This window comes from Sphingomonas sp. SORGH_AS_0870 (assembly GCF_031453175.1).
Taxonomy (GTDB): domain Bacteria; phylum Pseudomonadota; class Alphaproteobacteria; order Sphingomonadales; family Sphingomonadaceae; genus Sphingomonas.
The window spans coordinates 3,373,339-3,398,440 of record NZ_JAVIYW010000002.1 but is presented as its reverse complement, the minus strand read 5'-3'; the positions used below and the strand labels follow the sequence as shown (position 1 = coordinate 3,398,440).

Here is a 25,102-nt window from a genome sequence, read left to right as displayed (position 1 = left end):
CCCATGGCTTTTGGCTGGTGACGATGATGACCACGATCCGCACTCTCATGGCCTGCAGCATCGGCGCGCTGATGATCGGTGGCGTCCTGACCGGTTGCACATCGGCGGATCGCCGTACGGCGCGGCTGGCCGACGGGGCAGGGCATGGCGGCGAGGCGCAGGCGACCGCCGCGCTTGCCGACCGGACGCGCCGTGTGCTGGCGCAGCGGGACGGCGAGGGGGCGGTGGCGCTGGCCGAACGGCTGGTCGCCGCCGACCCGCATCAGGCGGGCTATCGCGCGCTGCTGGGGCAGAGCTATCTCCAGGCGGGGCGCTTCGCCTCGGCGCGACAGGCCTTTACCGACGCATTGCAACTGGACCCGAAGGACGGGCGCGCCGCGCTGAACCTGTCGCTGGCGATGATTGCCGGGGGCAATGGCGCGGGCGCGCGCGCCATGCTGGAGCGCCATGCGGCGATGATCCCCGCCACCGATCTGGGGCTGGCCGTGGCGCTGGCCGGATCGCCCGGCGACGGCATACGCATCCTGACCGCCGCCGCGCGCGAACCCGGTGCGTCGGTCAAGACCCGGCAGAATCTGGCGCTGGCGCTGGCCTTGGCGGGGCAATGGGACATGGCGCGCATGGCCGCCTCGGCCGACATGGCGCCCGCCGATGTCGAGGCACGGATGCGCGAATGGGCCGATTTCGTCGCCACGACCAGTCCGGCGGATCAGGTGTCCGCGCTGCTCGGCATCCGCCCGGCGGTGGATAGCGGCCAGCCGCTGGCGCTGGCGCTCAACGCCGCACCCTCGGCGGCGGTGGTGCAGGACATGGTGCAGGCGCTGCCCCGCCCGGCCGACACCGACGCGCCGGTCGCGATGGCCGCCAGGGGAGAGGACCTCCCGCCGCCGCCCGGCCCGCTGGTCGAACAGGCCGCCATCATCGATGCGGAGCCGACGCCGTACAAGCGCGCGACCCGCATGGCGGCGGCGCTCGTCACCACGCCCGCGCTGCTCCGCCGGGCCGAGGAACGCCGCGTCGCCGCCCCCAAGGGCGAGTGGAACGTCCAGATCGGCGCCTTCGGCCGCGAGGATGGGGCACAGCGTGCCTGGGGTCTGCTGACCCGGCAATTTGCGGGGCTTTCCGATTATGCGCCGCAGAGCGGCACGATCCGGCATCAGGGGGGCGAGCTGCACCGCCTGTCGGTCGGGGGGCTCAGCCGAGATCAGGCGGATGCGCTGTGCGGGCGCTATCGCCGGACCGGGGGCGCCTGCTTCGTGCGCCGCCAGTCCGACGACCGGATGGCGCATTGGGCCCGGCCGGGGATCAGCCTGGCCTCGCTATAAGGCCGATCGACCCTCCGGGCGGGCGGTGCCCGACAGGGTTTAGTCCAACAGGCCGACGGCGGCATCCGCCCATATCGTGAGGACCAACAGGGTCGAGCCCAGGACGATCAAGGCGCGGATCGGGGCCTGCGCGGGCAGGCGGGCCGCCAATTCGCACGCGATGCCGATCGTCCCCATCAGGACCGCCGCCATCACGAAGTCGGCCGCGTCCCATTTCACCTCGCCGGTGAAGCGCATCGCGACGGCGGGGGCGAGGACGATAAGGGCCAGCATCGACCAGAGCGGGACCCGCCAGTGGCGGATAGGGCGCGCGCGGGACAGATCAAGCAGCGGCATAAGGATCCTTTCGCCCGGCAGGATAGACCGCCCGCGCGCGACGCGCCAGTCGGCGGACCGGACGCGGATCAGACGGCCTCGCCGGCGGCGCGCCCGCTCGCCCAGGCCCATTGGAAGTTGTAGCCGCCCAGCCAGCCGGTGACGTCCACCGCCTCGCCGACGAAATACAGCCCCGGCACCGCCTTCGCCTCCATGGTGCGCGAGGACAGCCCGGCGGTCGACACGCCGCCCACCGTCACCTCGGCCTTGGCATAGCCCTCGCTGCCATTGGGGTGGAACGGCCAGTCGGCCAGCCGGGCGGCGGCGGCGGACAGCGCCTTGTCGGTCGCCGCGCCCAGCTCGCCCGGCAGCGCGAGGCGCTCGGCCAGCGTCTCGGCCAGCCGGTCGGGCAGGTGCTGGCCCAACAGGCGGCGGGGCGAGGTGCGCGGGACGGCGCGCTTGGCGGCGAGCAGCCAGTCGGCCGCGCAGTCGGGCAGGAAGTCGATCCCGATCGCCTCGCCATGCCGCCAATAGGAGGAGATTTGCAGAATCGCCGGACCCGACAGCCCGCGATGGGTGAACAGCGCGGCCTCGCGGAACCGGGTCTTGCCCGACCGTGCGACGACCTCCGCCGCGACGCCCGAGAGCGAGCGGAACAGCGTCTCGTCGCCGCCCAGCGTCAACGGCACGAGCGCGGGGCGCGGTTCGACCACCTTCAGCCCGAACTCGCGCGCCAGATCATAGGCATAGCCGGTCGCACCCATCTTGGGGATGCTGGGCCCGCCGGTCGCCACGATCAGGCGGGGGGCGGTATAGACCCGGCCGCCCCGCGTCACCCGGAATTGCGTGCCGTCATGCGCGACCGCCTCGAGCGGCTGGCCCAAAGCGATGTCGACCATGCCGCCCGACCGCCCGGCCTTGTCGCACTCGTCGAGCAGCATCGCGACGATCTGTCGCGCCGACCCGTCGCAGAAGAGCTGGCCCAGCGTCTTTTCATGCCAGGCGATGCCATGCGCCTCGACCAGTTCCAGGAAATCGACCGGGGTGTAGCGGCCGAGCGCCGATTTGGCGAAATGCGGGTTCGCCGACAGGAAACGGTCGGGCACGGTGCCGATATTGGTGAAGTTGCACCGCCCGCCGCCGGAGATCAGGATCTTCTTGCCCGGCGCGTCGGCATGGTCGAGGACCAGCACCCGCCGCCCCCGCTGCCCGGCGGTCGCCGCCGCCATCAGGCCCGCCGCGCCCGCGCCCAGGATGATCACGTCATGATGTTGCATGGCGGAGCTTTAGGGGGATTTGGCGGGGCGGGATAGGGGCAGGGCCTCCTCTTGGCGTTCCTCTCCCGCAGGCGATGGTCTCTGTGAGACTCCAGGCCCTCCCCCGGCCCCTCCCGCCTGCGGGAGGGGAGAGGAGCGTTCAGCTTACCTCCACCACCTCCACCGCATCCGCCTTGCCTCCGAACGCGACGGTTTCCCCTTCCATCGCGCCCATCAGCGCGCGGGCCAGCGGCGCGGCATAGGCGATGCGGTCATGGGCGGGGTCGGCTTCGTCATGGCCGACGATGGTCAGCGTCTTTTTCTGTCCGTTGAGGCGGATCGTCACCACGCTGCCGATCCCGATCTCGTCCTCCGCCGGGGCGGGGGCCAGTTCCAGGGTCGCGGCGCGGGTGTTCCAGTAGCGCAGCTCACGCTGGAGCCGGGTCCGCTCGTCCTCTTCCGATGCGGCGGCGAGCGCGGCCTCGACCTCGGTCACCTTGGCACGGGTCAGTTCGGCCCCGCGCGGCGTGACCAGATTGGGGCCGGGCGGGATCGGCAGCTCGAACTTGGGTTCGAGATGCTCCTCATCGGATTCGCGGCGAAAGGCGACACTCATCGGGGATCAACGCATCGGGTCATGGCGCGGCTCCATGGCGGGGCGATCGGTTCGCCGCAAGCCCGGTTGAGTTTTCCGGCAATGCGTGTATAGGGCCTCGCTTTCACGGAACGCAAACATTCACCCGTGCCGCATGGGTGTATCCGCCAACCGAGAGGGATGGGTCCCTTGGTTCGGCGGTACGCGCTCCTTTTTCGTTGGAGTCCCCATGCCTTTCTCTGCCCTGCCCACGGTCCTTTCGACCGCTCTTTCCGCGCGTGGTTATGCCGCGCCCACGCCCGTCCAGGCCGCCGTCATCGAGGCGGACGCCGCCGGTCGCGACCTGATCGTCTCCGCCCAGACCGGGTCGGGCAAGACCGTCGCCTTCGGCCTGGCCATGGCGAACGACCTGCTGGTCGATGGCGAGAACCTGCCCCATGCCGGTGCGCCGATGGCGCTGGTCATCGCGCCGACCCGCGAACTGGCGCTGCAGGTCAGCCGCGAGCTGGAATGGCTCTATGCCGGTGCCCGCGCACGCATCGCCACCTGCGTCGGCGGCATGGACGCCTCGCGCGAGCGGCGGGCGCTGAACCACGGCGCGCATATCGTCGTCGGCACGCCCGGCCGTCTGCGCGACCATCTGGAGCGCGGGGCGCTCGACCTGTCCTCGCTCAAGGCGGTGGTGCTCGACGAGGCGGACGAGATGCTCGACATGGGCTTCCGCGAGGATCTGGAGCAGATCCTCGACGGCACGCCGTCCGAGCGTCGCACGCTGCTGTTCTCGGCCACCATGCCGCGCCCGATCGTCCAGCTCGCCAAGCGCTATCAGAACAACGCCAAGCGGATCGAGACGATCAGCGAGGAAAAGGGCCATAGCGACATCGAATATCAGGCGGTGACGGTCGCGCCCGCCGATATCGAGGCGGCGGTGGTCAACCTGCTGCGCCTGCACGAGGCCGAGGTCGCGATCCTGTTCTGCGCCACGCGCGACAATGTCCGCCACCTGCATTCCAGCCTGGTCGAGCGCGGCTTCTCCGCGGTCGCGCTGTCGGGCGAGCATTCGCAGAACGAGCGCAACCATGCGCTCCAGGCGCTGCGCGACGGTCGCGCGCGTGTCTGCGTGGCGACCGACGTCGCCGCGCGCGGCATCGACCTTCCCGGCCTGACGCTGGTGATCCATGTCGAGATCCCCCGCGATGCCGAGGCGCTTCAGCATCGTTCGGGCCGCACCGGCCGCGCGGGCCGCAAGGGCACCGCGATCCTGATCGTCCCCTATCCGCGTCGCCGCCGGGTCGAGGGCATGCTGCGCGGCGCGCGGATCGACGCCCAGTGGCGGCGTGCGCCGACGCTGGAGGAAATCCGGGCGCAGGACCGCGAGCGCCTGCTGACCGCGCTGCTCGCGCCGGTCGAGGTGGACGAGTCCGATCGCGAGCTGGCGACCCGCCTGCTCGCCGAGAAGTCGGCCGAGGACATCGCCGCCGCGCTGGTCCGCGCGCACCGCGCCGCGCTGCCCCAGGCCGAGGAACTGATCGAGGGCGATGCGCCCGCCCCGCGCGAGCGTCGCGAAGGCTTTGACGACACCGTCTGGTTTCGGATGAGCGTCGGGCGCAGCCAGAATGCCGATCCGCGCTGGCTCCTCCCGCTGATCTGCCGTCGTGGCCACATCACCCGCAACGAGATCGGCGCGATCCGCATCCAGCCCAGCGAGACGCTGTTCGAGATTCCGGCCGCGCTGGCGTCGCGCTTCGTCGCCGCGCTGAAGCGGACCGAGGCGGATCATGCCGAGGACGATATCGCGATCGAGCAGGCCGACGGCCCGCCCGCCGGCGGTTCGGGTCATGGCGGTCCGCGTCGCGGTCCGGGCGGCAACCGTCCGATGGGCGGCCGTCCCGCTGGCGGCCCCGGCGGCCCGCGCCGCTACTCGCCGCGCCCCACCCAGGGCGGCCCGCGCGGTCCCCGTCGCGGCTAAGCCAGGCACGGTTCAGCAAAAAGCCCTCCCCGAGACGTCTCGGGGAGGGCTTTTTTGTTCAACGTCGCCCCAGCGCAGGCTGGGGCCTTTCTCGGCTTTCGGAAAAGATTCGCCAGAGGCCCCAGCCTGTGCTGGGGCGACGGGCCTCGCGAAGTTTAGAAGATTTCCCGTCCCGCCTTCCACAGCCGCTGCGCGCGGCCCTGGACGGGGAAGCCATCGAACGGCGTATTGCCCGCCGAGGCGAAGGCGTCGCCCGACACCATCCACGGCGTTTCGGCATCGAACAGCATCAGGTCGGCGGGCTTGCCCGGCTCCAGCGTGCCGGTGTCGAGGCCCAGCACCCTGGCCGGATTGGCGGCGAGCAGCGCGAACAGCCGGGGCAGGGTGATCCGCTCGTCGCGCACCAGCATCAGCGCCAGCGGCAACAGCGTCTCCGCCCCCGCCATGCCCGCTTCGGCATCGACGAAGGGCAGGCGCTTCGCCTCCGGGCCATGCGGGTCGTGGCCCGATCCGATCACATCGACCGTCCCGTCCGCGACCGCTGCCAGCGCCGCCTGCCGGTCGCTCTCGTCGCGCAAGGGGGGCGACAGGCGGGCGAAGGTGCGGAAATCGGTGATCGCGATGTCCGACAGGTGGAGATGCGCAGGCGTGATCCCGCACGTCACCTTCACGCCCCGCCGCTTGGCCGCGCGGATCAGGTCGAAGCCCGCCGCCGTCGTCACCTGCCGGATATGCAGCTTGGCCCCGGTTTCCTCCGCAAGCATCAAGTCGCGCGCGATGGCGAGCGACTCGGCGATGGCGGGGGCGGAGGGCAGGCCCAGGCGGCTCGCCGTCTCGCCCTCGGTCGCGACCGCGTCGGCGGTCAGGCCACCATCCTCGGCATGGGCGATGACGGTCAGGCCCAGATCGCCCGCATAGGCGAGCACCCGGTGCATCACGCCCGAATCGGCGATCCAGCCGCGCCCGGTGCCGACCGCCTTCGCGCCCGCCGAGACGCACACCGCCATCTCCGCCAGATCGGTGCCCGCCAGCGAACGGGTCGCCGCCGCGATGGGGTGGATCCACAGGTCGGGCCGCCCGATCAGCGCCGCGCGTTGCACCACGCCCGGATCGTCGAGCACCGGCGACTGGTCGGGCATCAGGCCGATGCGCACGATCCCGCCCGCGCGGAAGGCGGCATTGTCGACCTTGAACACGCCCAGATCGACGATGCCGGGGGCGAGCATCTTGCCGCCGCAGTCGATGACGGTCGCGCCCTCGGGCACGTTTCCGGTGCCGGTGATGACGCCGTCCTCGACCAGCAAAGCCTGGCCCTTGGTTTCGCCACCGACCGGGCAGACCAGCACGGCGTTGGTGAAGGCGGTGACGCTCATGCCCAGCCCTCCAGCTTGCGGGCTCGGCGGGTCAGCACGTCCAGGCACGCCATGCGGACCGCAACGCCCATCGCCACCTGCTCGGTGATCGCCGATTGCGGGCCATCCGCAACCTCCGAGTCGATCTCCACCCCCCGGTTCATCGGGCCGGGGTGCATGACCAGCGCACCGGGCTTGGCGCGCTTGAGGCGTTCAGGCGTAAGGCCGTAGCGCAGGCGATATTCGCGGGTGGAGGGGATATAGCCGCCCGCCATCCGCTCGTTCTGGACGCGCAGCATCATGACCACGTCCGCATCCTCGATGGCTTCGTCGAAATCGGTGAAGGGGGTGACGAACATGCGTTCGATCCCCTTGGGCATCAGCGTGGAGGGCGCGCAGACCCGCACCTCGGCCGCCAGTGCGGTCAGGGCGAGGATGTCCGAGCGCGCGACCCGGCTGTGCAATATGTCGCCGCAGATCACGACCTTCTGCCCCGCGACGCCGCCGCGACGGCGACGGATGGTCAGCATGTCGAGCAGCGCTTGCGTCGGATGCTCGTGCCGCCCGTCGCCCGCGTTCAGCACCGGGCAGTCGACCTTGTCGGCGATCAGGCGGACGGCTCCGCTCGCCATGTGGCGGATGACGATGACGTCGGCGCGCATCGCGTTCAGCGTCATCGCCGTGTCGATCAGCGTCTCGCCCTTCTTCACGCTCGACTGCGCGGCGTGCATGTTGACCACGTCCGCGCCCAGGCGCTTCCCCGCGATCTCGAAGGACAGTAGGGTCCGGGTCGAGTTCTCGAAAAAGGCGTTGATCTGGGTGAGGCCCGCCAGCCTAGTGTCGGGCGTATCGGTCGCGCCGCGATCGAGCCAATGTTCCGCCTCGTCGAGCAGGAACATGATCTCATGCGGTTGAAGGCCGTCGATTCCGGTCAGATGCCGGTGCGGGAAAACGGCGCCACCCTGAATGAGCGTGCCGGGGCGATGATCCGAGGTCTGCATTAAAGCCGCCGGGTAGCGAGCGGCGGCGCGATGGGCAAGCGGGCAGTTGGTCCCGACCCCGATAATCCGGGGCCGGGACGGGACCATCGGCGTCAGAACGCGCCCGACAGGGTGATGAAGCCCATGCGCGGCGGCTGGGCATAGCTGTTCCAGGTCCTGGACGCGGCACCCACGACCAGTTCGTAGATGCCCTTGCGGTTGGTCACATTGGTGACGTTGACCGACAGCTTCAGGTCCTTGACGCCGAACCCGTCGATCTGCGGCAGGCTGTAGCTCGCCTGGAGGTTGACCAGATAGCGTCCGCCGATCCCCTGGTCGTTGGTGTAGGTGGCGAAGCGCGGGCCGACATAGTCGCCGATCGCCTGAATCTCGAACGGGCCGTCATTGATCGACACCACCGTCTTGTTCAGCCACTTGGCGGTGTTGGGGACATATTTGCCCGCGGTCAGCACGGTGCTGGTGCCGCTGACATAATTGTCGCGATATTTCGAGCTGTTATAGGACAGCGCGTTGTAGATCGACAGATGCGGGCCGAAGCGCAAGGTCGCCGCCGCATCCACGCCATTGGTCTGAACCCGGCCGACATTCTGCAGGATCGACACGCCGCCGATGACCGAGGCGATGACCGGCGTCGCGCTGATCTGGAGCAGGCGATTGTCGAAATCGACATGATAGGCGCTGACCTGTCCCTCGATCGCGGTCAGCGGGCCGAGGTCGAGCGCGTGGCGCGAGCGCAGGCCCGCCTCATAGGTCCAGGAGGTCTCGGGCGAGGTGTTCGCCTTGATCTGCTCGAACGCCTGCTGGCTGCCGACCGCGAAGGGCGACAGGCCCGCCGCGACCGAGGCCTGGAACTGGCGGACATTCTTCTGGATATGGCCGAACAGCTGGTCGTTGGCCGAGACGTCCCAGATCGCGCCGATCGCGGGCAGGAACCACTTCTTCGTGTTCAGCCGCCCCTCGGGATAGCCGGTCGACGTGCCGGGCAGCGCGCCCGGCAGCGGCTGGGTCGGCACGCGGCCGTCGGCGAACTGCAGGCTGGACTTGAAGCCCGCCTCGACCGTCACCGTCGGGGTGACGTGCCAGCGATCCTGCACATGCGTCTGGATCAGGTCGTACTTCGTGATCGCGGCATATTGGGTCAGGCGGCGCTTGGCGGGGTCGGCCCATTCATAGGGCGAGGGCGGGTTGTCGATGGGGGCCGCATACCAGCGGCGGAAGATGGTGTTGCGGTTATGCTCATACCAGCCGCCCAGCTCGATCTCGTGATCGCCCGCATGGATGGCCAGCGTCGAGATGCCGCCCTTGCGGTCGATGCCATATTCGGTGGTGCGCAGCGCATAGCCCGATCCGCCGAAGACCTGCTTCAGATCCTGCCCCGGATAGTAGATGCGAAACAGGCCCGGCAGGCCCGCCGCCGCGATCGGGCCGGTGATCTGCCCCTGGCCTTCGTCATGATGGTAATAGACCTGGTTGGTCCATGTCACCGCATCGCCGAAGCGGCGCTCATATTTGATATAGCCCAGATAGTCGGTGCGCTGCGCATCGCCGAAATAGTTCATGTAATTATTGGGGTTGTTCGACGGCGGCGCGCCATTGGCGTCGACATAGGCGAGCGCGGCCTGCCAGTTCGGATAGAGCAGCGAGCGGTAATAGGGCTCGATCCCGCCCGCATTGTGCGCGACTGAATCCTGATTGGGCTCGGCCTTGTCCGAAATGTCGAAATAGCCGGTCAGCGTGCCGTTCTCGCCCTTGTGGACGAACTTGGCATTGCCCTGCCACCCGCCCTGGCGCGCGTTGAATTCCCAGGCGCGGGCCTTTTGCCGGACGACCGAGAGGTATCCGCTATTGGTGCCGCCCAGCCCCTCGACCTCGCCGCTGTCGATGCGCAGGAAGGTCCGGCTGGCGTCATAGCTGCCCAGCGTCTGCGCGAAGCGGACGCCCATCGTCGCGGTCGGGTCGCTCGAATAGGTCTCGATCCCGCCGCCCAGATTGCTGGCCGAGGCGGTGCCCAGGTCGGCGGCGCCGGCGGTCAGGCGGACGCGCGCGACATTCTCGCTGATGACCGCGCGCTGCGGCGTCAGGCCGTTGTAATTGCCATAGGACTGGTCGCCCAGCGGCACGCCGTCCATGGTGAAGCCCAGCTGGTTCTGGTTGAAGCCGTGGACGAACAGCGAGATGTTCTGTTCGTTATTGCCCCAGGGGTCGGCCGTCTCGAACTGCACGCCGGGCAGCGTCTGGATCGCCTTGACCGGGTTCGCGCCGGGCAGCACCTTCTGGATCTCCGCCGCGCCCAGCTCGACCGAGGAGCGGGTGGTGCGGGTCGCGGTCACGACGATCTGGTCGCCATTGGTCGCGGCCTCGGGCGACGCCGTGTCGGCCTGCTGCTGCGCCCAGGCGGGCATGGCGATGACGGCGGCGCCGATCATCAGCATCGAACGGGACAGAGTGGAAAAACGCTGCACGGCTGGGCCCCCCAAAGGCTTCGTAGGAAGCGGCGCAGCTAGGGGGCTTGAGTGACGGGTCGGCGACTGGTGGGAGACCGATATGTGACATTTGGCCGGTAAATGATCGTTTTGCGGTCAGTCGATGGGGATTGCGGTCAGGCCATCACCAGCGCGTCGATCGCCGCCTGAAGGATGTGCGCGGCGGCGAGATTGTCGATCCGCTCCGCCCGCTTGGCACGGCTCATATCCTGCTCGATCATCGTCCGCTCGACCGCCACCGTCGACCAGCGTTCGTCCCACAGCAATATGGGGCCCAGATCGGCGCAGTTGCGGGCAAAGGCACGGGTCGATTGCGAGCGCGGGCTCTCGCTGCCGTCGAGATTGAGCGGCAGGCCGATGACCAGCCCCTGCACACCTTGTTGCGCGATCATCGCGATCAGCTGTTCCTTGTCCTTGGTGAACTTGGTCCGGCGGATGAGGGTGGCGGGGCTGGCGAAGCTCCATCCGGCGTCGCACAGCGCGGTGCCGACGGTCTTGGTGCCGACATCCAGCCCGATCAGCCGCCCGCCCGAGGGGAGGGCGTTGCGGAATTCGGTGCGGTCGGTGGTGATCAGGCTCATCGAAAGGCTTTCAAACGGCGCTCCGCATCGGCGCGGACATTCGCCCAGAACAGGCTATAGTCATAGACATGGTAATTGTTGCCCGGCAGCACATAGGGGCCGACATTCGGCCCCTCGCCAATGGTCAGGATGCCGCGCCCCTCGCACTTGGCGGGAACCTTGCCCGCCGCGATCGCGGCCGTCTTCAGGTCGGCGGACGGATAGAGCGTGCCCAGATTGGCGGTCGCGGGCGCCGCGACGTCCGGCGTGCCGGTCAGCGGGTTGGTGCACAGCATCGCCGTGTCCTTGCGCGCTGCCCCGGTATAGCCATTGGTCTTGTCGAAGACGTCGAGGATCAGTGACGGATCGGCGGGCTCGCCAAAGCTCTGCCAGCTCAGGATGCAGCCGGTCTGGTCGGCCCGCTCGCAGGCGGGCAGCCCCATGGCGGGCAGGTCGGCGGTCATCGAGATCGGCCAGCCCACGACATAGGCCGCGACGATCCGCCGCTTGAGCGCGGGGTTTTTCGCCACCCGGTCGGTCAGCAGGCGCGACAGGTGCAGCGCGCCCTGGCTATGCCCCGCCAGGATCAGCGGACGGTTGGGGTCGACCTGTTCCAGAAAGGCGGTGAAGGCGGCATCCACGTCCCGGTACGCCAGGTCGAGCGCGCGTTCGGCATCCTGGACGCTGGTCAGGAACGCTCCGAAGGTCGCCTGTCGATAGCGGGGCGCCCAGATGTCGCCCGCCGCATTGAACGCGCTGGCCTGTCCGCGCAGGAACAGTTCGGCGCGCGCATTCGTGTCCGCATCGTCGATCGGCGCATTCCAGTGCGACTTGTTGATGTACGAGGTGGGGTGGATGAAGAAGATGGCGGCCCCGGTGCCGGGCTTGCCGGGCGTGTAGCCCGCCGGAACCCACAGGGCGGGATTGCCGGGGATGTCGGGCCGCGCCAGCCACAGGACCTTGCGCTCGTACAGGTCGGCCGGGGGCGCCGCCTGGGCCCGGAACGACTCGGACGGCACCGTCGACCAGCGGAGCAGCTGGTTGCCGAACAGGCGATAGGCAAAGGCGGCGGCGATCGTCAGCATGATGAGTGCCGCCACCACATACAGGAATTTGCGCGCCAAATCCTCACTCCATTGTGCGTTGCAGCAAAACGCGCGGGCCCGCAATTGCTATCCATGACGCCTGACTTGCCCCCGTTGCAATCGCTGAGACGGCAAAAGCGTTGCGCGAAGCCGCGCGGCGATGCTAGCCGCAAATCCATGTCCGTAGATACCGCAACCGTGAAGAAGATCGCGAGCCTCGCCCGCATCGCGATCACCGAGGAGGACGCGACGCGCCTCGCCCCCGAGCTTGGGAATATCCTGGGCTGGATCGAGCAACTGGGCGAGGTCGACACCCAAGGCGTCGAGCCGATGACCGCGGTGATCCCGAACCAGCTTCGCCTGCGCGACGACGTCGTCAATGACGGCGGCATCCGCGACCTCCTCATGCAGAATGCGCCGCAGGCCGAACATGGCTTCTTCACGGTGCCCAAGGTGATCGAATAATGACTGATCTCACCACACTCGGCATCGCCGCCATTCGCGACGGCGTGCGCGACGGCCAGTTCAAGGCGCGCGAAGTCGCCGAGGCCTTCAACGCCAAGGTCGCGGGCGCGCGCGCTCTCAACGCCTTTCTGGTCGAAACCCCCGATCACGCGCTCGCCGCCGCCGATGCGGCGGACGCGGCGCGCGCGGCGGGCGAGACGCTCAAGCCGCTGGCGGGCGTGCCGATCGGCATGAAGGACCTCTTCGCGACCAAGGGCGTCGCGACCACCGCCGCCAGCAAGATCCTGGAAGGCTTCGTGCCCCCCTATGAGTCCACCGTTTCGCAGAATCTGTGGAACGCGGGCGCAGGCATGCTCGGCAAGCTGAACCTCGACCAGTTCGCCATGGGCTCGTCCAACGAGACCAGCGCGTTCGGCAACGTCATCTCGCCCTGGCGTCGCCCCAACGACACCGCCGCGCTCGCCCCCGGCGGATCGTCGGGCGGTTCGTCGACGGCGGTGTCGGCGGGTCTGGCGCCGGGTGCAACCGGCACCGACACCGGCGGCTCGATCCGCCAGCCCGCCGCCTTCACCGGCATTTCGGGCATCAAGCCGACCTATGGCCGCTGCTCGCGCTGGGGCACGATCGCCTTCGCCTCCTCGCTCGACCAGGCGGGGCCGATGGCGCGCGACGTGCGCGATTGCGCGATCATGCTGGAGGCGATGGCGGGCTTCGACGCCAAGGACGCGACCTCGCTGAAGCTCGACGTGCCGAACTGGGAAGCCGCGCTGTCGGCGGACCTGAAGGGCAAGCGCGTCGGCGTGCCCAAGGAATACCGCGTCGACGGTATGCCCGCCGAGATCGAGGCGCTGTGGCAGCAGGGCATCGACTGGCTGCGCGATGCGGGCGCGGAGATCGTCGAGGTCTCGCTGCCGCACACCAAATACGCGCTTCCGGCCTATTACATCATCGCGCCGGCCGAGGCGTCGTCCAACCTCGCCCGCTATGACGGCGTGCGCTACGGCCTGCGCGACCTGCCCGAAGGGGCGGGGTTGCAGGACATGTACGCCGCGACCCGCGCCGCCGGGTTCGGCGACGAGGTGAAGCGTCGCATCCTGATCGGCACCTATGTCCTGTCGGCGGGCTTCTACGACGCCTATTACACCCAGGCGCAGAAGGTCCGCACGCTGATCGCGCGCGATTTCGAGCGGGCGTTCGGTGAGTGTGACGTGCTGCTCACCCCGACCGCGCCCTCGGCGGCGTTCGCGCTGGGCGAGAAGCAGGCCGATCCGCTGGCCATGTACCTCAACGACGTGTTCACGGTGCCCGCCTCGCTGGCCGGGCTGCCCGCCATGTCGGTGCCGGGTGGGCTGGACAAGGACGGGCTGCCGCTCGGCCTCCAGATCATCGGCAAGCCGCTGGACGAGCAGGGCGTGCTGAACGCCGGGCTCGCCATCGAACAGCGCGCGGGCTTCACCGCCCGTCCGCAGGCCTGGTGGTAAGCGACCGCGCCTTCACGGCCCGCAACATCGCGGTGTTGCGGGAAGCACAGGGCGCCCTGAACGTCGCGTTCGGGGCGATCCTCAGCGCCTATGTCGGCGTGTCGCTCAGCCATATGGAAAGCCAGCCCTTCGACCATCATACGCTGGCGCGGTTCTTCCTGGGCGTGGCGGGGTTCATCCTGTGCCTGTGCGTGGGCAACAGCGTGATCCTGCGCGGCGAGGTGCGGCTGGGCATCCTGTTCCTCGTGCTGGGCGCGGGCGCGGCCTATATCGGGTTGCGGGAGGCGCGGCATCTCGGTTTCGAGACGTCGGTCCTGCGCATCCTGTCGACCTGCTGGATCGTCGCCCTGCTGGGCAGCAACGCCGTCCTGACGGCGATCAACTATCTTCATCATCGAGATCGAACATGAGCGAATATCGCATCCAGGGCGCGACGGGGGAATGGGAGGTCGTGATCGGCCTGGAAGTCCATGCCCAGGTCACCTCCAACGCCAAGCTGTTCTCCGGCGCGGCGACCGCGTTCGGCGCGGAGCCCAACACCCAGGTCTCGCTGGTCGACGCCGCGATGCCCGGCATGCTGCCCGTGCCCAATATGGAGTGCATCCGCCAGGCGGTGCGCACCGGCATGGCGATCGACGCGCAAATCAACAAATGGTCGCGTTTCGACCGGAAGAATTACTTCTATGCCGATCTGCCGCAGGGCTATCAGATCAGCCAGCTCTACCACCCGTTGGTGGGTGAGGGCGCGATCGAGATCAGCCTGGACGAGAAGAACCCCGACGGCCCGACCAAGTCGATCGGCGTCGAGCGTATCCATGTCGAGCAGGATGCGGGCAAGCTGATGCACGATCAGCATCCGACGCGGTCGTATGTCGACCTCAACCGCTCGGGCGTGGCGCTGATGGAGATCGTCAGCCGCCCCGACATGCGCTCGCCCGCCGAAGCGGGGGCTTATCTCCGCAAGCTGCGCGCGATCCTGCGCTATGTCGGGTCGTGCGACGGCAATATGGAAGAAGGCTCGATGCGCGCCGACGTGAACGTGTCGGTGCGCAAGCCCGGCGACGAATTCGGCACGCGGACCGAGACGAAGAACGTCAACTCGGTTCGCTTCGTCATGGCCGCGATCGAGTATGAGGCCAAGCGCCAGGTCGCGGTGCTGGAGGATGGCGGCAAGATCGTCCAGGAAACGCGCCTCTTCAACGTCGAGAGCGGCACGACGCGTTCGATGCGCTCGAAGGAAGATGCGCATGACTACCGCTACTTCCCCGATCCCGACTTGCTGCCGCTGGAGCTGACCGACGCGTTCGTCGAGGAATGCCGCGCCAGCCTGCCCGAATTGCCCGACGCCAAGCGTCGCCGTTACGAGGCGCTGGGCCTGACCCCGTATAATGCGGGCGTGCTGACCGCCGAGGTCGAGACGGCGCGCTGGTTCGACGCGCTGCTGGAGGCGCTGGAAGGCACGAGTGCCAAGCCCGCACAGGCGGCCAACTGGGTTGCGGCCGAACTTTTCGGCGCGCTCAACCGGCTGGGCAAGGACATCACCGAGAGCCCGGTCAGCCCCGCCCAGGCGGCCGAACTGCTGGCGCTGGTCGCCGACGGCACGCTATCGGGCAGCCTGTCCAAGCAGGTGTTCGAGATCATGCTGGAGACGGGTGACGGCCCCTCGAAGATCGTCGAAGAACGTGGGCTCAAGCAGACCAGCGACACCGGCGCGATCGAGGCGGTGATCGCCGAGGTTCTGGAGAAGAACCCCAACCAGCTGGGCCAGTATCGCGCGGGGAAGGAGGCGCTGTTCGGCTTCTTCGTCGGTCAGACGATGAAGGCGATGGGCGGCAAGGCCAACCCGGCGGTGGTCAACGACCTGCTCAAGAAGGCGCTGGCTGGGTGATCTCTTGCACCTCCTCCCGCAAGCGGGAGGGGGCCGGGGGGAGGGTTTGGTGTCTCGCAGAGGGCATCGCCTGCGGCCTTCCCTCCCCCATCCCCTCCCGCCTGCGGGAGGGGCGTGCTTTTGGCGAGCGACATGCGTTGTCGTGAGCTTCGAATCTAGCGAACGGCCTTCGATAATCTTCTCGCCTTGCCGCAAGCTTCTCCCCTCCCGCAGGCGGGAGGGGCTGGGGGAGGGCAAGGGTGTCTCACCGAGACTGGCGCCCTGCTATTGCGCGTCGAGATCCTGGTTCCGCACCACGCCGCCGGTCCCGCCGACGCCGTCATGTTCGCCGCTGCTGGTAAACGTCACTGGTTCCTCGCCACCCTCACCACGCTTGACCGCGTCGGAGCGCGCCTCGACCGCCTGTTCGATATCGCTGCGCTCGTCCTCGCGCGGCGGGCTGTCGGGGTTGTTGTCCGGCGCCTCGGCGGGCGGGCTGTCGGGATGGTTTTCGGGGTTGGTCGCCATCGTCTTCCTCAAATCTGCGGGGGCTGCTGCGTGCCGGGATCGCCGGGGCCGGTGCCGGGGGCGGGCTGGTCGATATCGGGGCCGGGCGGCACGATTTCGGGCGGGGGCGCGTCGGGCTGCGCGGGCTGGGTCGGCTGCGGGCTTTCGGGCGGGGGCTGGGTGGCCATTCTCGCTCTCCAATTCGGACTGGGGAGGGGATAAACGCATCGCGACCGCACATGTTGCCTGTTGTCCCTTGCCGAAGCCGCCCATGGTGATATAGACGCGCGCCCATCGGCGGTGTCCTCGTGCGGGCGTGGCGGAACTGGTAGACGCGCTGGATTTAGGTTCCAGTATCGTAAGATGTGGGGGTTCGAGTCCCTTCGCCCGCACCAGTCCCCGGTCAAAACGGGGCGACAGCCACACGGAATTTCTCCAGATTGAAGGCCTTTAGATGCAGACTGTCGAGACGCTGAACGAGGGGCTGAAGCGCGCCTACACGCTCACCATCACCGCCCAGGATATCGAGGGCAAGGTCGATGCCGAACTGAAGCGCATCGCTCCGCAGATGAAGATGCCCGGCTTCCGCCCCGGCAAGGTGCCCGCCAACCTGGTCCGCAAGATGCACGGCCCGGCGCTCCTCCAGGACGCGCTGAACACCGCGCTGCAGGAAGGCGTGCAGTCGCTGATCGTCGAGCAGGGCCTGCGCCCCGCGATGCAGCCGCAGGTCGAGCTGGTCGGTGAGTATGAGCAGGGCAAGGATGCCACGCTGAACGTCACGCTCGAAGTGCTGCCGCAGGTCCCGACCCCCGCGATCGACGCGCTGAAGCTGGAGCGTCTGACCGTGGCCGTCGCCGACGAGGCGGTGGACGAGCAGCTCCAGAAGTTCGCCGACCAGCAGAAGCGCTGGGACGATGCGGGCGACAAGGCCGCCGAGCAGGGCGACCAGGTCACCGTCGACTTCGTCGGCAAGACCGCGGACGGCGTCGCCTTCGAGGGCGGCTCGGGCGAGGACATGGCGGTCGAGATCGGCGCGGGTCGTCTGATCCCCGGTTTCGAGGACCAGCTGGTCGGCGTGAAGGCCGGTGAAGAGAAGCAGATCTCGGTCACCTTCCCCGAGGACTATCCCGCCAAGGACCTGGCCGGTCAGCCCGCGACCTTCGACCTGACGATCAAGTCGGTGAAGACCGCCGGCGAAGCCAAGATCGACGACGAGATGGCGAAGAATCTGGGCCTTGAGAGCCTGGAGCAGCTGCGCGGCCTGCTGAAGGGGCAGATCGAGCAGGAGCATAACGGCCTGACCCGCACCTATATGAAGCGCAAGCTGCTCGACCAGCTGGCCGATGGTCACGACTTCGAAGTGCCGCCGTCGATGGTCGAAGCCGAGTTCTCGCAGATCTGGGCGCAGCTCGAGCATGAAGCGACCCATGAGGAAGACCCCGAGGCCGCCAAGGCCGAGATGGAGAAGGAGCGCGACGACTATCGCAAGATCGCCGAGCGCCGCGTCCGTCTGGGCCTGCTCCTCTCGGAGATCGGCCAGGCCAATGGCGTCGAAGTGACCGCGCAGGAAATGAACCGCCTGATCGCGCAGGCCGCGCAGCAGTACGGCCCCGAGGATCGCCAGCGCTTCATCCAGTATATCCAGCAGGAGCCGATGGCCGCCGCCCAGCTGCGCGCCCCGCTCTATGAGGACAAGGTCGTCGACTTCCTGTTCGGCAAGGCCGAGATCACCGACCGCGAGACCACGCGCGAGGAACTGGAAGCCGCGATCGAGAGCGAGGACGGCTTCGCGACCGGCACGCACGTCCACAATCATGACCACGACCATGATCATGACCACGGCGCCAAGAAGTCGAAGGCGAAGGCCAAGAAGGCCGACGTGACCGAAGACGCCGCCGCCGAGGAAGGCGCCGAGGACGCGCCGAAGAAGGCGACCCGCGCCAAGAAGGCCGCTCCGGCCGAAGGCGAGGCGGAAGCCGCCGAGGCGACCGAGGAAGCCCCGGCCAAGAAGCCGCGTGCCAAGAAGACCGCTGCTCCGGCGGAAGGCGAGGCCGAGGCCGAAGCGCCCGCCAAGAAGCCGCGTGCCAAGAAGGCCGCGCCGACCGAGTAAGGACGGCATCGGACTTCGGTTCGTGAACGAACGGGGAAGGGCGGTCGCGCAAGCGGTCGCCCTTCCTGCGTGAAGGCCATCTGTTCCTCCCCTTGCAGGGGTGTACGGGCTGTCCCGCCCGGCCGCGTTGGCGCATAGGGGCTGTGGGTAGTGACGGGGGGCCGGATCGCCCGCCTTTTGACGAGGATAGGTTGTGAACGAACCCCGGATCGCGGTGCTGCTGCCCTGCTATAACGAAGAGGCCGCGATCGCGCAGACCATTGCGGGCTTCCGCGCCGCGCTGCCCTCGGCGACCATCTATGTCTATGACAATAACAGCCGGGATCGCACCGTGGAGGTGGCGCGCGCCGCCGGGGCGGTGGTCCGGTCGGAACGCATCCAGGGCAAGGGCGCGGTCGTGCGGCGGATGTTTGCCGATATCGACGCCGACATCTATGTCATGGCGGACGGCGATGCGACCTATGACGCGGCCTCCGCGCCGGGGCTGGTCGCGCGCATGGTCGAGGAGCAACTCGATATGGTGGTCGGCCAGCGGGTGAGCGAGGCCGAACTCGCCTATCGGCGCGGGCATCGCTTCGGCAATGCGATGCTGACCGGGATGCTGGCGCGACTGTTCGGGCGCAGCTTCTCCGACATTCTGTCGGGCTACCGCGTCTTCTCGCGGCGCTTCGTCAAGAGTTTCCCGGTCCTGTCGGTCGGCTTCGAGATCGAGACCGAGATCAGCGTCCATGCGCTGGAACTCAAGATGCCCTGTGCCGAGGTGGCGACCCCCTATTTCGCGCGGCCCGAGGGGTCGGCGTCGAAGCTGAGCACCTATTCGGACGGCTGGCGCATCCTGCGCACCATCATCAAGCTTTACCGGATCGAGCGGCCGCTCTGGTTCTTCGGCGCGATCGCCGCGCTGTTCGCGGCGGCGGCCATCCTGCTCGCGGTGCCGTTGATCCTGACCTATCTCGACACGCATCAGGTGCCGCGCTTCCCGACCGCGATCCTGTCGACCGGGCTGATGCTGCTGGCGGCGCTGAACGTCTTTACCGGGCTGATCCTCGACACCGTGGTGCGCGGTCGGCAGGAGGTGCGGCGGCTGGCCTATCTGGCGCAGCCGGCCCCCGGCTCGGCGGGCTGAGCGGGCAGCGCCAGCGCGAACAGCGCAAAGCCGCTGGCGATCGTCCAGACCAGGGTCCGCTCCATGAACCAGGCGTGGATCATGGTATGCTGCCAGAACAGGACGAGCATGGCGGCGATGGCGCCATTGGACAGCAGCAGCGCGACCACCCGCGCGCGCATCGCCGGGTCGCGACGGGCGAGCAGCCGCCGCGCGCCCCACATACCCGCGACCAGCGCGATCAGCACGACCGCGCCCGCCATCAGCGGCATTCCCGCCGCCAGCCCGTCAATGCCCTTGGCCAGTTGCCTTGCCATATGGACGATGCCCAGATCGGACGTCTCGCCATGCGAGGCATCCAGGCCCAGCCGGACCTGAAGCTGCCCCGCATCCGCGCGTAGCGCCCGGACGCCGAACACCTGCGCGACCAGCGCGATCTTGAGCGCCGCCATCGTCGCGATCGCGCCGAGATAGGCCGCCAGTGGTGCGACGGGCAGGGGGGCGAAGGCGCGTTCCTCGCCCGGCCTGGCGGCAAAGGCCAGGCCGCCGATCACCGCCGCCAGCCCCAGCGGGATGCCGCCGGTCAGGAACTCGAAGGTCAGGGTCAGCGCGCCGAACAGCCCGGCGGTCAGCATCGCCAGGCGCGGCCCGATCCCGCGCCCCGTGCCCAGCACCGCCAGCATCAGCAGATAGCCGATCAGCACGATGTCCGCCGGCCCATGGCCTAGCGACTGGCCATAGCTTTCCAGCCCGAACCCGCGCGCGAAGGCGAGAAAGACGATCAGCCAGAACAGCCCCTCCGCCCGCCGCCGTCCCCGTGCCAAGGCGACCAGCCCGGTGACGATCCCCGCCAGCACCAGCAGCGTCGACAGGCCATGATAGATCCCCCGGATCGCCGCCACCGACAGCCGGGGCAGCAACAGCCGGGCGAGCAGCGTGTGGCCATGGATATAGCGGTGATAATAGCCGGTCGTGCCCGTCCGCTCACCCGCCAGGAAACCGCGCAGGCTGCTGCACTGGCTCCGGGGTTCGACCGGCGGCGTGACCAGCGGGCTGACGGTCAGCGCCGTCGCATCGGCGCGCTGGTCGAGCGCGAGGCGAAGGATCAGGCAGTCATTATATTGATGCCATCCGATCGCGGTATCGCCCTTCAGATAGTCGCGGTCCTGCAACGCACCCTCGGCAAAGGCCTGTCGGACATGCGCGCGTGCGGCGGGCAGATCGAGTCCGATCGCGGCGTGATTGGCCAGCAGGAACAGCAGGAACAGGACCGCGCCGATAACCGCCCCGCTCGCCGCGCCGAGAAGCAGCGCATGCGGTCGCATGACGCGAAGCGCCGCGGTCAGGGCTGGAGACGGCGTTCGTACCAACGTCATGATTTTGCCGGATACCGCCTCTCGCGTCCTTGCGCATCGGTCTAGCGTGCGGGCGCGTAAAAAAGGGTAAACGCTGCATCGCGGCATGCGGGGCGGTCGCCGGGGCTTGAATATGCGCTGGCATCACGCGACATAGGGGCTCTTCTGGGCATAAGAGAGATATCCATGCACAATCCGTTCGAGACCGGCGATTTCGCGAGCCCGCTGGCACAGGCCGGCGTCGGGCTGCGGCAGACGCAGGCCGGTCTGGTTCCGATCGTCATCGAACAGTCGAACCGCGGCGAACGGTCGTTCGATATTTTCAGCCGCCTGCTGCGCGAGCGCATCATCTTCGTCACCGGCGGTGTCGAGGACGGGATGGCGTCGCTGATCTGCGCGCAGCTGCTGTTCCTCGAGTCGGAAAATCCGAAGAAGGACATCTTCATGTACATCAACTCGCCGGGCGGTGTCGTCACGGCGGGCATGGCGATCCATGACACGATGCAGTATATCCGGCCGCGCGTCGGCACGCTGTGTATCGGCCAGGCCGCCTCGATGGGCAGCTTCCTGCTGTCGGCGGGTGAGCCGGGCATGCGCGTGGCGACGACGAACAGCCGCATCATGATCCACCAGCCTTCGGGCGGGGCGCAGGGCATGGCCGCGGACATCGAGATCCAGGCGCGCGAGATCCTGCGCATGCGGCATTTCCTGAACTCGCTCTACGCCAAGTACACCGGCAAGCCGCTGGAGGAGATCGAGCGTGCGATGGACCGCGACAAGTTCATGGGCGCCGAGGAGGCCAAGGAATTCGGCCTGATCGACCAGGTGTTCGACAAGCGTCCGGTCCCGGCCGACGACGCGACGTCCGCGTAAGACGGGTCGTTCCGCGTGAACGGTTTATTTCGATTGTGACTTTATCGGGGTGCGGTACGATGCGCACCCCGGCAACGGTAGCGCACCGTTTGATGGGTGCGAGAGGTGATTGATGGACAAGGTGAGCGGTGGCAACTCGAAAAGCACCCTCTATTGCTCGTTCTGCGGCAAGTCGCAGCACGAGGTGCGCAAGCTGATCGCGGGGCCGACCGTCTTCATTTGCGACGAGTGCGTGGAGCTGTGCAACGACATCATCCGTGAGGAGACCAAGTCCGCTTTGGTGTCCAAGAAGGATGGTGGCGTGCCGACGCCGCAGGAAATCTGCAACGTGCTCGACGATTATGTCATCGGGCAGAAGCAGGCCAAGCGCGTCCTGTCGGTCGCGGTGCACAACCACTATAAGCGCCTGAACCACGGCGCGAAGGGCGCCGACGTCGAACTCGCCAAGTCGAACATCCTGCTCGTCGGCCCGACCGGCTGCGGCAAGACGCTGCTCGCGCAGACGCTGGCGCGCATCCTCGACGTGCCGTTCACCATGGCGGACGCGACGACGCTGACCGAGGCGGGCTATGTCGGCGAGGATGTCGAGAACATCATCCTCAAGCTGCTCCAGGCGTCGGATTACAATGTCGAGCGGGCGCAGCGCGGCATCGTGTACATCGACGAGATCGACAAGATCAGCCGCAAGGCCGAGAATCCCTCGATCACCCGCGACGTGTCGGGCGAGGGCGTCCAGCAGGCGCTGCTCAAGCTGATGGAAGGCACGACCGCCAGCGTTCCGCCGCAGGGCGGCCGCAAGCATCCGCAGCAGGAGTTCCTGCAGGTCGACACGACGAACATCCTGTTCATCTGCGGCGGCGCGTTTGCGGGTCTGGAAAAGATCATCGGCGACCGCCTGCAGGGCAAGTCGATCGGCTTCGGCGCCTATGTCGCGGCTCCCGAGGAGAAGCGGACCGGCGAATATCTGCGCCAGACCGAGCCGGAGGATCTGCTGAAGTTCGGCCTGATCCCCGAATTCGTCGGCCGTCTGCCGGTCATCGCGACGCTCGAGGACCTCGACATCGCGGCGCTGGTCAAGATTCTGTCCGAGCCGAAGAACGCGCTGGTGAAGCAGTATCAGAAGCTGTTCGAGATGGAGAATGTCGAACTCGACTTCACCGACGAGGCGCTGACCACGGTCGCCAAGAAGGCGATCGAGCGCAAGACGGGTGCTCGCGGGCTTCGCTCGATCCTGGAGGGCATCCTGCTCGACACCATGTTCGACCTGCCCGGCATGGACGGCGTCGACGAGGTGATGGTGGACAAGGACGTGGTCGAGGGCCGCAAGGAACCGATCCGCGTCTATGCCGAAAAGTCCAAGCAGAAGGACGGCGCGGCGGCCTGAACGCCGGCCCTGTGACCGACGCGAGAAAGCGGGCGCTTCCGAAAGGAGGCGCCCGTTTTTCATGAGGATCATGCGATGGCCGTGATACGCGATGCGGTGGACGGGGACCGGGTGGCGGTGGCACGGATGCTGGGTCGCGCCTTCGCCGACGATCCGGCCATGTCCTATATCTTTCCCGATGCCGCCGACCGGGCGAAGCGCCTGCCGCGCCTGTTCGCGCTGCTGTTCGACAGCGATGCGGTCGGGATGCGGCTGGTGAGCCAGGGGGCGGATGCGGGCAGTTTCTGGCGACCGCCCGGACAGGCGCAGGTGCCGACCATGGCCTTTGTCCGGCGGCTGATCCCGGTGCTGCACGCGCTGGGGGCGGCGCTGCCCCGCGCGATGCGGCTGGGCGATGCGGTCGAAGCGCATTTTCCGGCCGATCCCTTCTGGTATCTGCACATTGCGGGCGTCGATCCGGCGCGGCAGGGGCGGGGCCTGGGCGGCGCGTTGATCCGGGCGGGGCTGGCCAGATGCGACGCGGACGGCGTACCCGCCTATCTGGAGACCGCGACCGAGAGCAATGTCGGGCTCTACACGCGGCTGGGGTTCGAGCTGATCGGGCCGTGGTCGGTCCCCAAAGGCGGCCCGCGCTTCTGGTCGATGATGCGGCCGGTCGGGGGAAAGTGAAACCCGTCGCCTGAAGGGGTGGCCCCGCTATGCCAGCCATGTCGTCCCGCTGTAGGTGGACGATAGCGGGCGGTGGGTTCGGCATTTGGTTGCGATCTCGCAATGAATCCCGCCCCGATCGGGAGCCAACAGGGTGGTTGGCGCATTGGCATGACAGGAATGTCATCATGCCATGACGAGGAGACCCGACCAGCCATGAGCGAACCCGATGCCATCGTTTCCCCCGGACAGAAGCGCGCGCTGCTCCAGCGTCTGTTGATGCCCTGGTGGACCCTGGTGTTCCCGTTACTGGGCCTGCTGGCCATCGCGGTCTCGCTCTACAAGATGGGGACGGTGGGGGTGGTCGTCGCAGCGATCATCCTGGTCGGCTGCGTGCTGTCGGCGGTGCATCAGGCCGAAGTCGTTGCGCACCGGGTCGGCGAGCCGTTCGGCACGCTCGTCCTGGCGGTCGCCGTGACGGTGATCGAGGTTTCGCTGATCGTCAGCCTGATGCTGTCCGATGCGGGCGATGCCTCCAGCCTGGCGCGCGATACCGTGTTCGCGGCGATCATGATCATCCTCAACGGCATCGTCGGCCTCTGCCTGCTGGCGGGGGGCGTGCAGCATGGCGAGCAGCGCTTCTCGCTGCGCGGGGCCAGTTCGTCGCTGAACGTGCTGAGCGCGATGGTCGTACTGTCGCTGGTCCTGCCCAATTACGTCTCGTCCGCGCCGGGGCCGACCTATGCGACCTCGCAGCTGGTCTTCGTCGCGATCGTCAGCGTCATCCTGTACGGGACTTTCGTGATGGTGCAGACGGTGCGGCACCGCGACTATTTCCTCCCCGCGCACGAGGACATGCCTGCCGACGCCCATGCCGAGCCGCCGACCAATGCGGCCGCCTGGGCAGCATTGGGGATGCTGCTGGTCGCGCTGGTCGGGGTGGTGCTGCTGGCCAAGGGGCTGTCGGGGATCGTCGAGGCGGCGATCCTGAATGCCGGGCTGCCGCTCGCCATCGTCGGCGTGGTCATCGCGGCGCTGGTCCTCGCGCCCGAAAGCCTGGCGGCGTACCGGGCGGCCAAGCGGAACCGGTTGCAGACCAGCCTCAACCTCGCGCTGGGATCGGCGCTGGCGACGATCGGGCTGACCATTCCGGCGGTGGCGATCGTCTCGCTGATGCTGGGCCTGCCGCTCGCGCTGGGGATCGGGGCCAAGCAGATGATCCTGCTGGTGCTGTCGCTGTTCACCATCACGCTGACGCTGGGCAATGGCCGGACCACCGTGCTGGGCGGCGCGGTACATCTGGTGATCTTCGCGGCCTATCTGTTCGTGACGGTGGTGCCCTAGGACCGATTGACATTCAGCGATG

The 25,102-nt window shown here is 68.0% G+C and carries 23 protein-coding genes and 1 tRNA gene; 13 read left to right on the top strand and 11 right to left on the bottom strand.

Going from position 1 to position 25,102, the window contains the following annotated elements; translation table 11 throughout:
* Positions 1–23: 23 nt before the first annotated feature.
* Entirely contained in the window at positions 24–1,325 is a 1,302-nt protein-coding gene (locus QE363_RS15720; RefSeq protein ID WP_309698224.1) for a tetratricopeptide repeat protein, read from the top strand.
* Between the two features lie 39 nt (positions 1,326–1,364).
* Here QE363_RS15720 and QE363_RS15715 read toward each other — a convergent pair whose 3' ends face one another.
* The 3 genes from QE363_RS15715 to QE363_RS15705 all read right to left on the bottom strand — a co-directional run bounded on the left by QE363_RS15715 (position 1,365) and on the right by QE363_RS15705 (position 3,512).
* Positions 1,365–1,661, bottom strand: coding sequence for a hypothetical protein (locus QE363_RS15715; protein ID WP_309696750.1), 297 nt, complete (start codon positions 1,659–1,661; stop codon positions 1,365–1,367).
* Positions 1,662–1,729: 68 nt separating this feature from the next.
* A complete protein-coding gene (locus QE363_RS15710; RefSeq protein WP_309696748.1) occupies positions 1,730–2,917 on the bottom strand; it encodes an NAD(P)/FAD-dependent oxidoreductase in 1,188 nt (395 codons plus the stop codon).
* A 139-nt stretch (positions 2,918–3,056) separates the two neighbouring features.
* Positions 3,057–3,512 (bottom strand): GreA/GreB family elongation factor, encoded by a 456-nt coding sequence (locus QE363_RS15705; RefSeq protein WP_309696746.1) that lies wholly within the window; start codon positions 3,510–3,512, stop codon positions 3,057–3,059.
* Positions 3,513–3,720: 208 nt separating this feature from the next.
* On the opposite strand from QE363_RS15705, the gene QE363_RS15700 reads away from it, so the two are divergent.
* Positions 3,721–5,460: a DEAD/DEAH box helicase gene (locus tag QE363_RS15700; protein ID WP_307100146.1), complete on the top strand. Its 1,740-nt coding sequence runs from the start codon at positions 3,721–3,723 to the stop codon at positions 5,458–5,460.
* 155 nt (positions 5,461–5,615) lie between these two features.
* Here the strand turns inward: QE363_RS15700 and QE363_RS15695 are convergent, their stop codons facing one another.
* The 5 genes from QE363_RS15695 to QE363_RS15675 form a co-directional block, all read right to left on the bottom strand.
* Positions 5,616–6,833, bottom strand: coding sequence for an amidohydrolase family protein (locus tag QE363_RS15695; protein ID WP_309696743.1), 1,218 nt, complete (start codon positions 6,831–6,833; stop codon positions 5,616–5,618).
* Complete coding sequence (locus QE363_RS15690; protein WP_261270972.1) at positions 6,830–7,813, bottom strand: aspartate carbamoyltransferase catalytic subunit; 984 nt, start codon at positions 7,811–7,813, stop codon at positions 6,830–6,832. Before QE363_RS15690 ends, QE363_RS15695 begins: the two co-directional genes overlap by 4 nt.
* Positions 7,814–7,905: 92 nt before the next feature.
* A complete protein-coding gene (locus QE363_RS15685) occupies positions 7,906–10,275 on the bottom strand; it encodes a TonB-dependent receptor plug domain-containing protein (RefSeq protein WP_309696740.1) in 2,370 nt (789 codons plus the stop codon).
* A 137-nt stretch (positions 10,276–10,412) separates the two neighbouring features.
* The gene (ruvX, locus tag QE363_RS15680; protein ID WP_167345377.1) at positions 10,413–10,877 is read right to left on the bottom strand and encodes a Holliday junction resolvase RuvX; all 465 of its coding nucleotides are present in this window, start codon (positions 10,875–10,877) and stop codon (positions 10,413–10,415) included.
* A complete protein-coding gene (locus QE363_RS15675) occupies positions 10,874–11,980 on the bottom strand; it encodes a DUF3089 domain-containing protein (RefSeq protein WP_309696738.1) in 1,107 nt (368 codons plus the stop codon). Before QE363_RS15675 ends, ruvX begins: the two co-directional genes overlap by 4 nt.
* 138 nt (positions 11,981–12,118) lie before the next feature.
* On the opposite strand from QE363_RS15675, the gene gatC reads away from it, so the two are divergent.
* The 4 genes from gatC to gatB are packed head-to-tail and all read left to right on the top strand — an operon-like array spanning position 12,119 to position 15,775.
* Positions 12,119–12,406, top strand: a complete 288-nt coding sequence (gene gatC, locus QE363_RS15670) for an Asp-tRNA(Asn)/Glu-tRNA(Gln) amidotransferase subunit GatC (RefSeq protein ID WP_037568622.1) — start codon at positions 12,119–12,121, stop codon at positions 12,404–12,406.
* Positions 12,406–13,887, top strand: a complete 1,482-nt coding sequence (gatA, locus tag QE363_RS15665) for an Asp-tRNA(Asn)/Glu-tRNA(Gln) amidotransferase subunit GatA (RefSeq protein ID WP_309696733.1) — start codon at positions 12,406–12,408, stop codon at positions 13,885–13,887. Before gatC ends, gatA begins: the two co-directional genes overlap by 1 nt.
* Positions 13,881–14,297: a hypothetical protein gene (locus QE363_RS15660; RefSeq protein ID WP_007405060.1), complete on the top strand. Its 417-nt coding sequence runs from the start codon at positions 13,881–13,883 to the stop codon at positions 14,295–14,297. Before gatA ends, QE363_RS15660 begins: the two co-directional genes overlap by 7 nt.
* The gene (gene gatB / locus QE363_RS15655; RefSeq protein WP_309696727.1) at positions 14,294–15,775 is read left to right on the top strand and encodes an Asp-tRNA(Asn)/Glu-tRNA(Gln) amidotransferase subunit GatB; all 1,482 of its coding nucleotides are present in this window, start codon (positions 14,294–14,296) and stop codon (positions 15,773–15,775) included. Before QE363_RS15660 ends, gatB begins: the two co-directional genes overlap by 4 nt.
* A gap of 264 nt (positions 15,776–16,039) precedes the next feature.
* On the opposite strand, the gene QE363_RS15650 is transcribed toward gatB, so the two are convergent.
* Positions 16,040–16,282: a hypothetical protein gene (locus tag QE363_RS15650; RefSeq protein WP_309696725.1), complete on the bottom strand. Its 243-nt coding sequence runs from the start codon at positions 16,280–16,282 to the stop codon at positions 16,040–16,042.
* Between the two features lie 8 nt (positions 16,283–16,290).
* Positions 16,291–16,449 (bottom strand): hypothetical protein, encoded by a 159-nt coding sequence (locus QE363_RS15645; protein WP_307100127.1) that lies wholly within the window; start codon positions 16,447–16,449, stop codon positions 16,291–16,293.
* A 122-nt stretch (positions 16,450–16,571) separates the two neighbouring features.
* Here QE363_RS15645 and QE363_RS15640 point away from each other — a divergent pair.
* The 3 genes from QE363_RS15640 to QE363_RS15630 all read left to right on the top strand — a co-directional run bounded on the left by QE363_RS15640 (position 16,572) and on the right by QE363_RS15630 (position 19,497).
* Positions 16,572–16,656, top strand: a tRNA-Leu gene (locus QE363_RS15640).
* Between the two features lie 59 nt (positions 16,657–16,715).
* Positions 16,716–18,371, top strand: a complete 1,656-nt coding sequence (tig, locus tag QE363_RS15635; RefSeq protein ID WP_309696723.1) for a trigger factor — start codon at positions 16,716–16,718, stop codon at positions 18,369–18,371.
* 193 nt (positions 18,372–18,564) lie between these two features.
* Positions 18,565–19,497 carry a glycosyltransferase family 2 protein gene (locus QE363_RS15630; RefSeq protein ID WP_307100123.1) on the top strand — a complete coding sequence of 311 codons (933 nt, stop codon included), beginning with the start codon at positions 18,565–18,567 and terminating at the stop codon, positions 19,495–19,497.
* Here QE363_RS15630 and QE363_RS15625 read toward each other — a convergent pair.
* Complete coding sequence (locus tag QE363_RS15625; protein ID WP_309696720.1) at positions 19,461–20,852, bottom strand: hypothetical protein; 1,392 nt, start codon at positions 20,850–20,852, stop codon at positions 19,461–19,463. The genes QE363_RS15630 and QE363_RS15625 overlap by 37 nt on opposite strands.
* 165 nt (positions 20,853–21,017) lie before the next feature.
* Here QE363_RS15625 and QE363_RS15620 point away from each other — a divergent pair, with 165 nt between their 5' ends.
* The 4 genes from QE363_RS15620 (at position 21,018) to QE363_RS15605 (ending at position 25,080) form a co-directional block, all read left to right on the top strand.
* Positions 21,018–21,704, top strand: coding sequence for an ATP-dependent Clp protease proteolytic subunit (locus QE363_RS15620; protein ID WP_307100119.1), 687 nt, complete (start codon positions 21,018–21,020; stop codon positions 21,702–21,704).
* Between the two features lie 112 nt (positions 21,705–21,816).
* Positions 21,817–23,088: an ATP-dependent Clp protease ATP-binding subunit ClpX gene (clpX, locus tag QE363_RS15615; RefSeq protein WP_307100117.1), complete on the top strand. Its 1,272-nt coding sequence runs from the start codon at positions 21,817–21,819 to the stop codon at positions 23,086–23,088.
* A gap of 75 nt (positions 23,089–23,163) precedes the next feature.
* Complete coding sequence (locus QE363_RS15610) at positions 23,164–23,757, top strand: GNAT family N-acetyltransferase (protein WP_309696716.1); 594 nt, start codon at positions 23,164–23,166, stop codon at positions 23,755–23,757.
* Positions 23,758–23,952: 195 nt separating this feature from the next.
* Positions 23,953–25,080: an ionic transporter y4hA gene (locus QE363_RS15605; RefSeq protein WP_309696714.1), complete on the top strand. Its 1,128-nt coding sequence runs from the start codon at positions 23,953–23,955 to the stop codon at positions 25,078–25,080.
* The last annotated feature ends 22 nt before the right edge of the window (positions 25,081–25,102 follow it).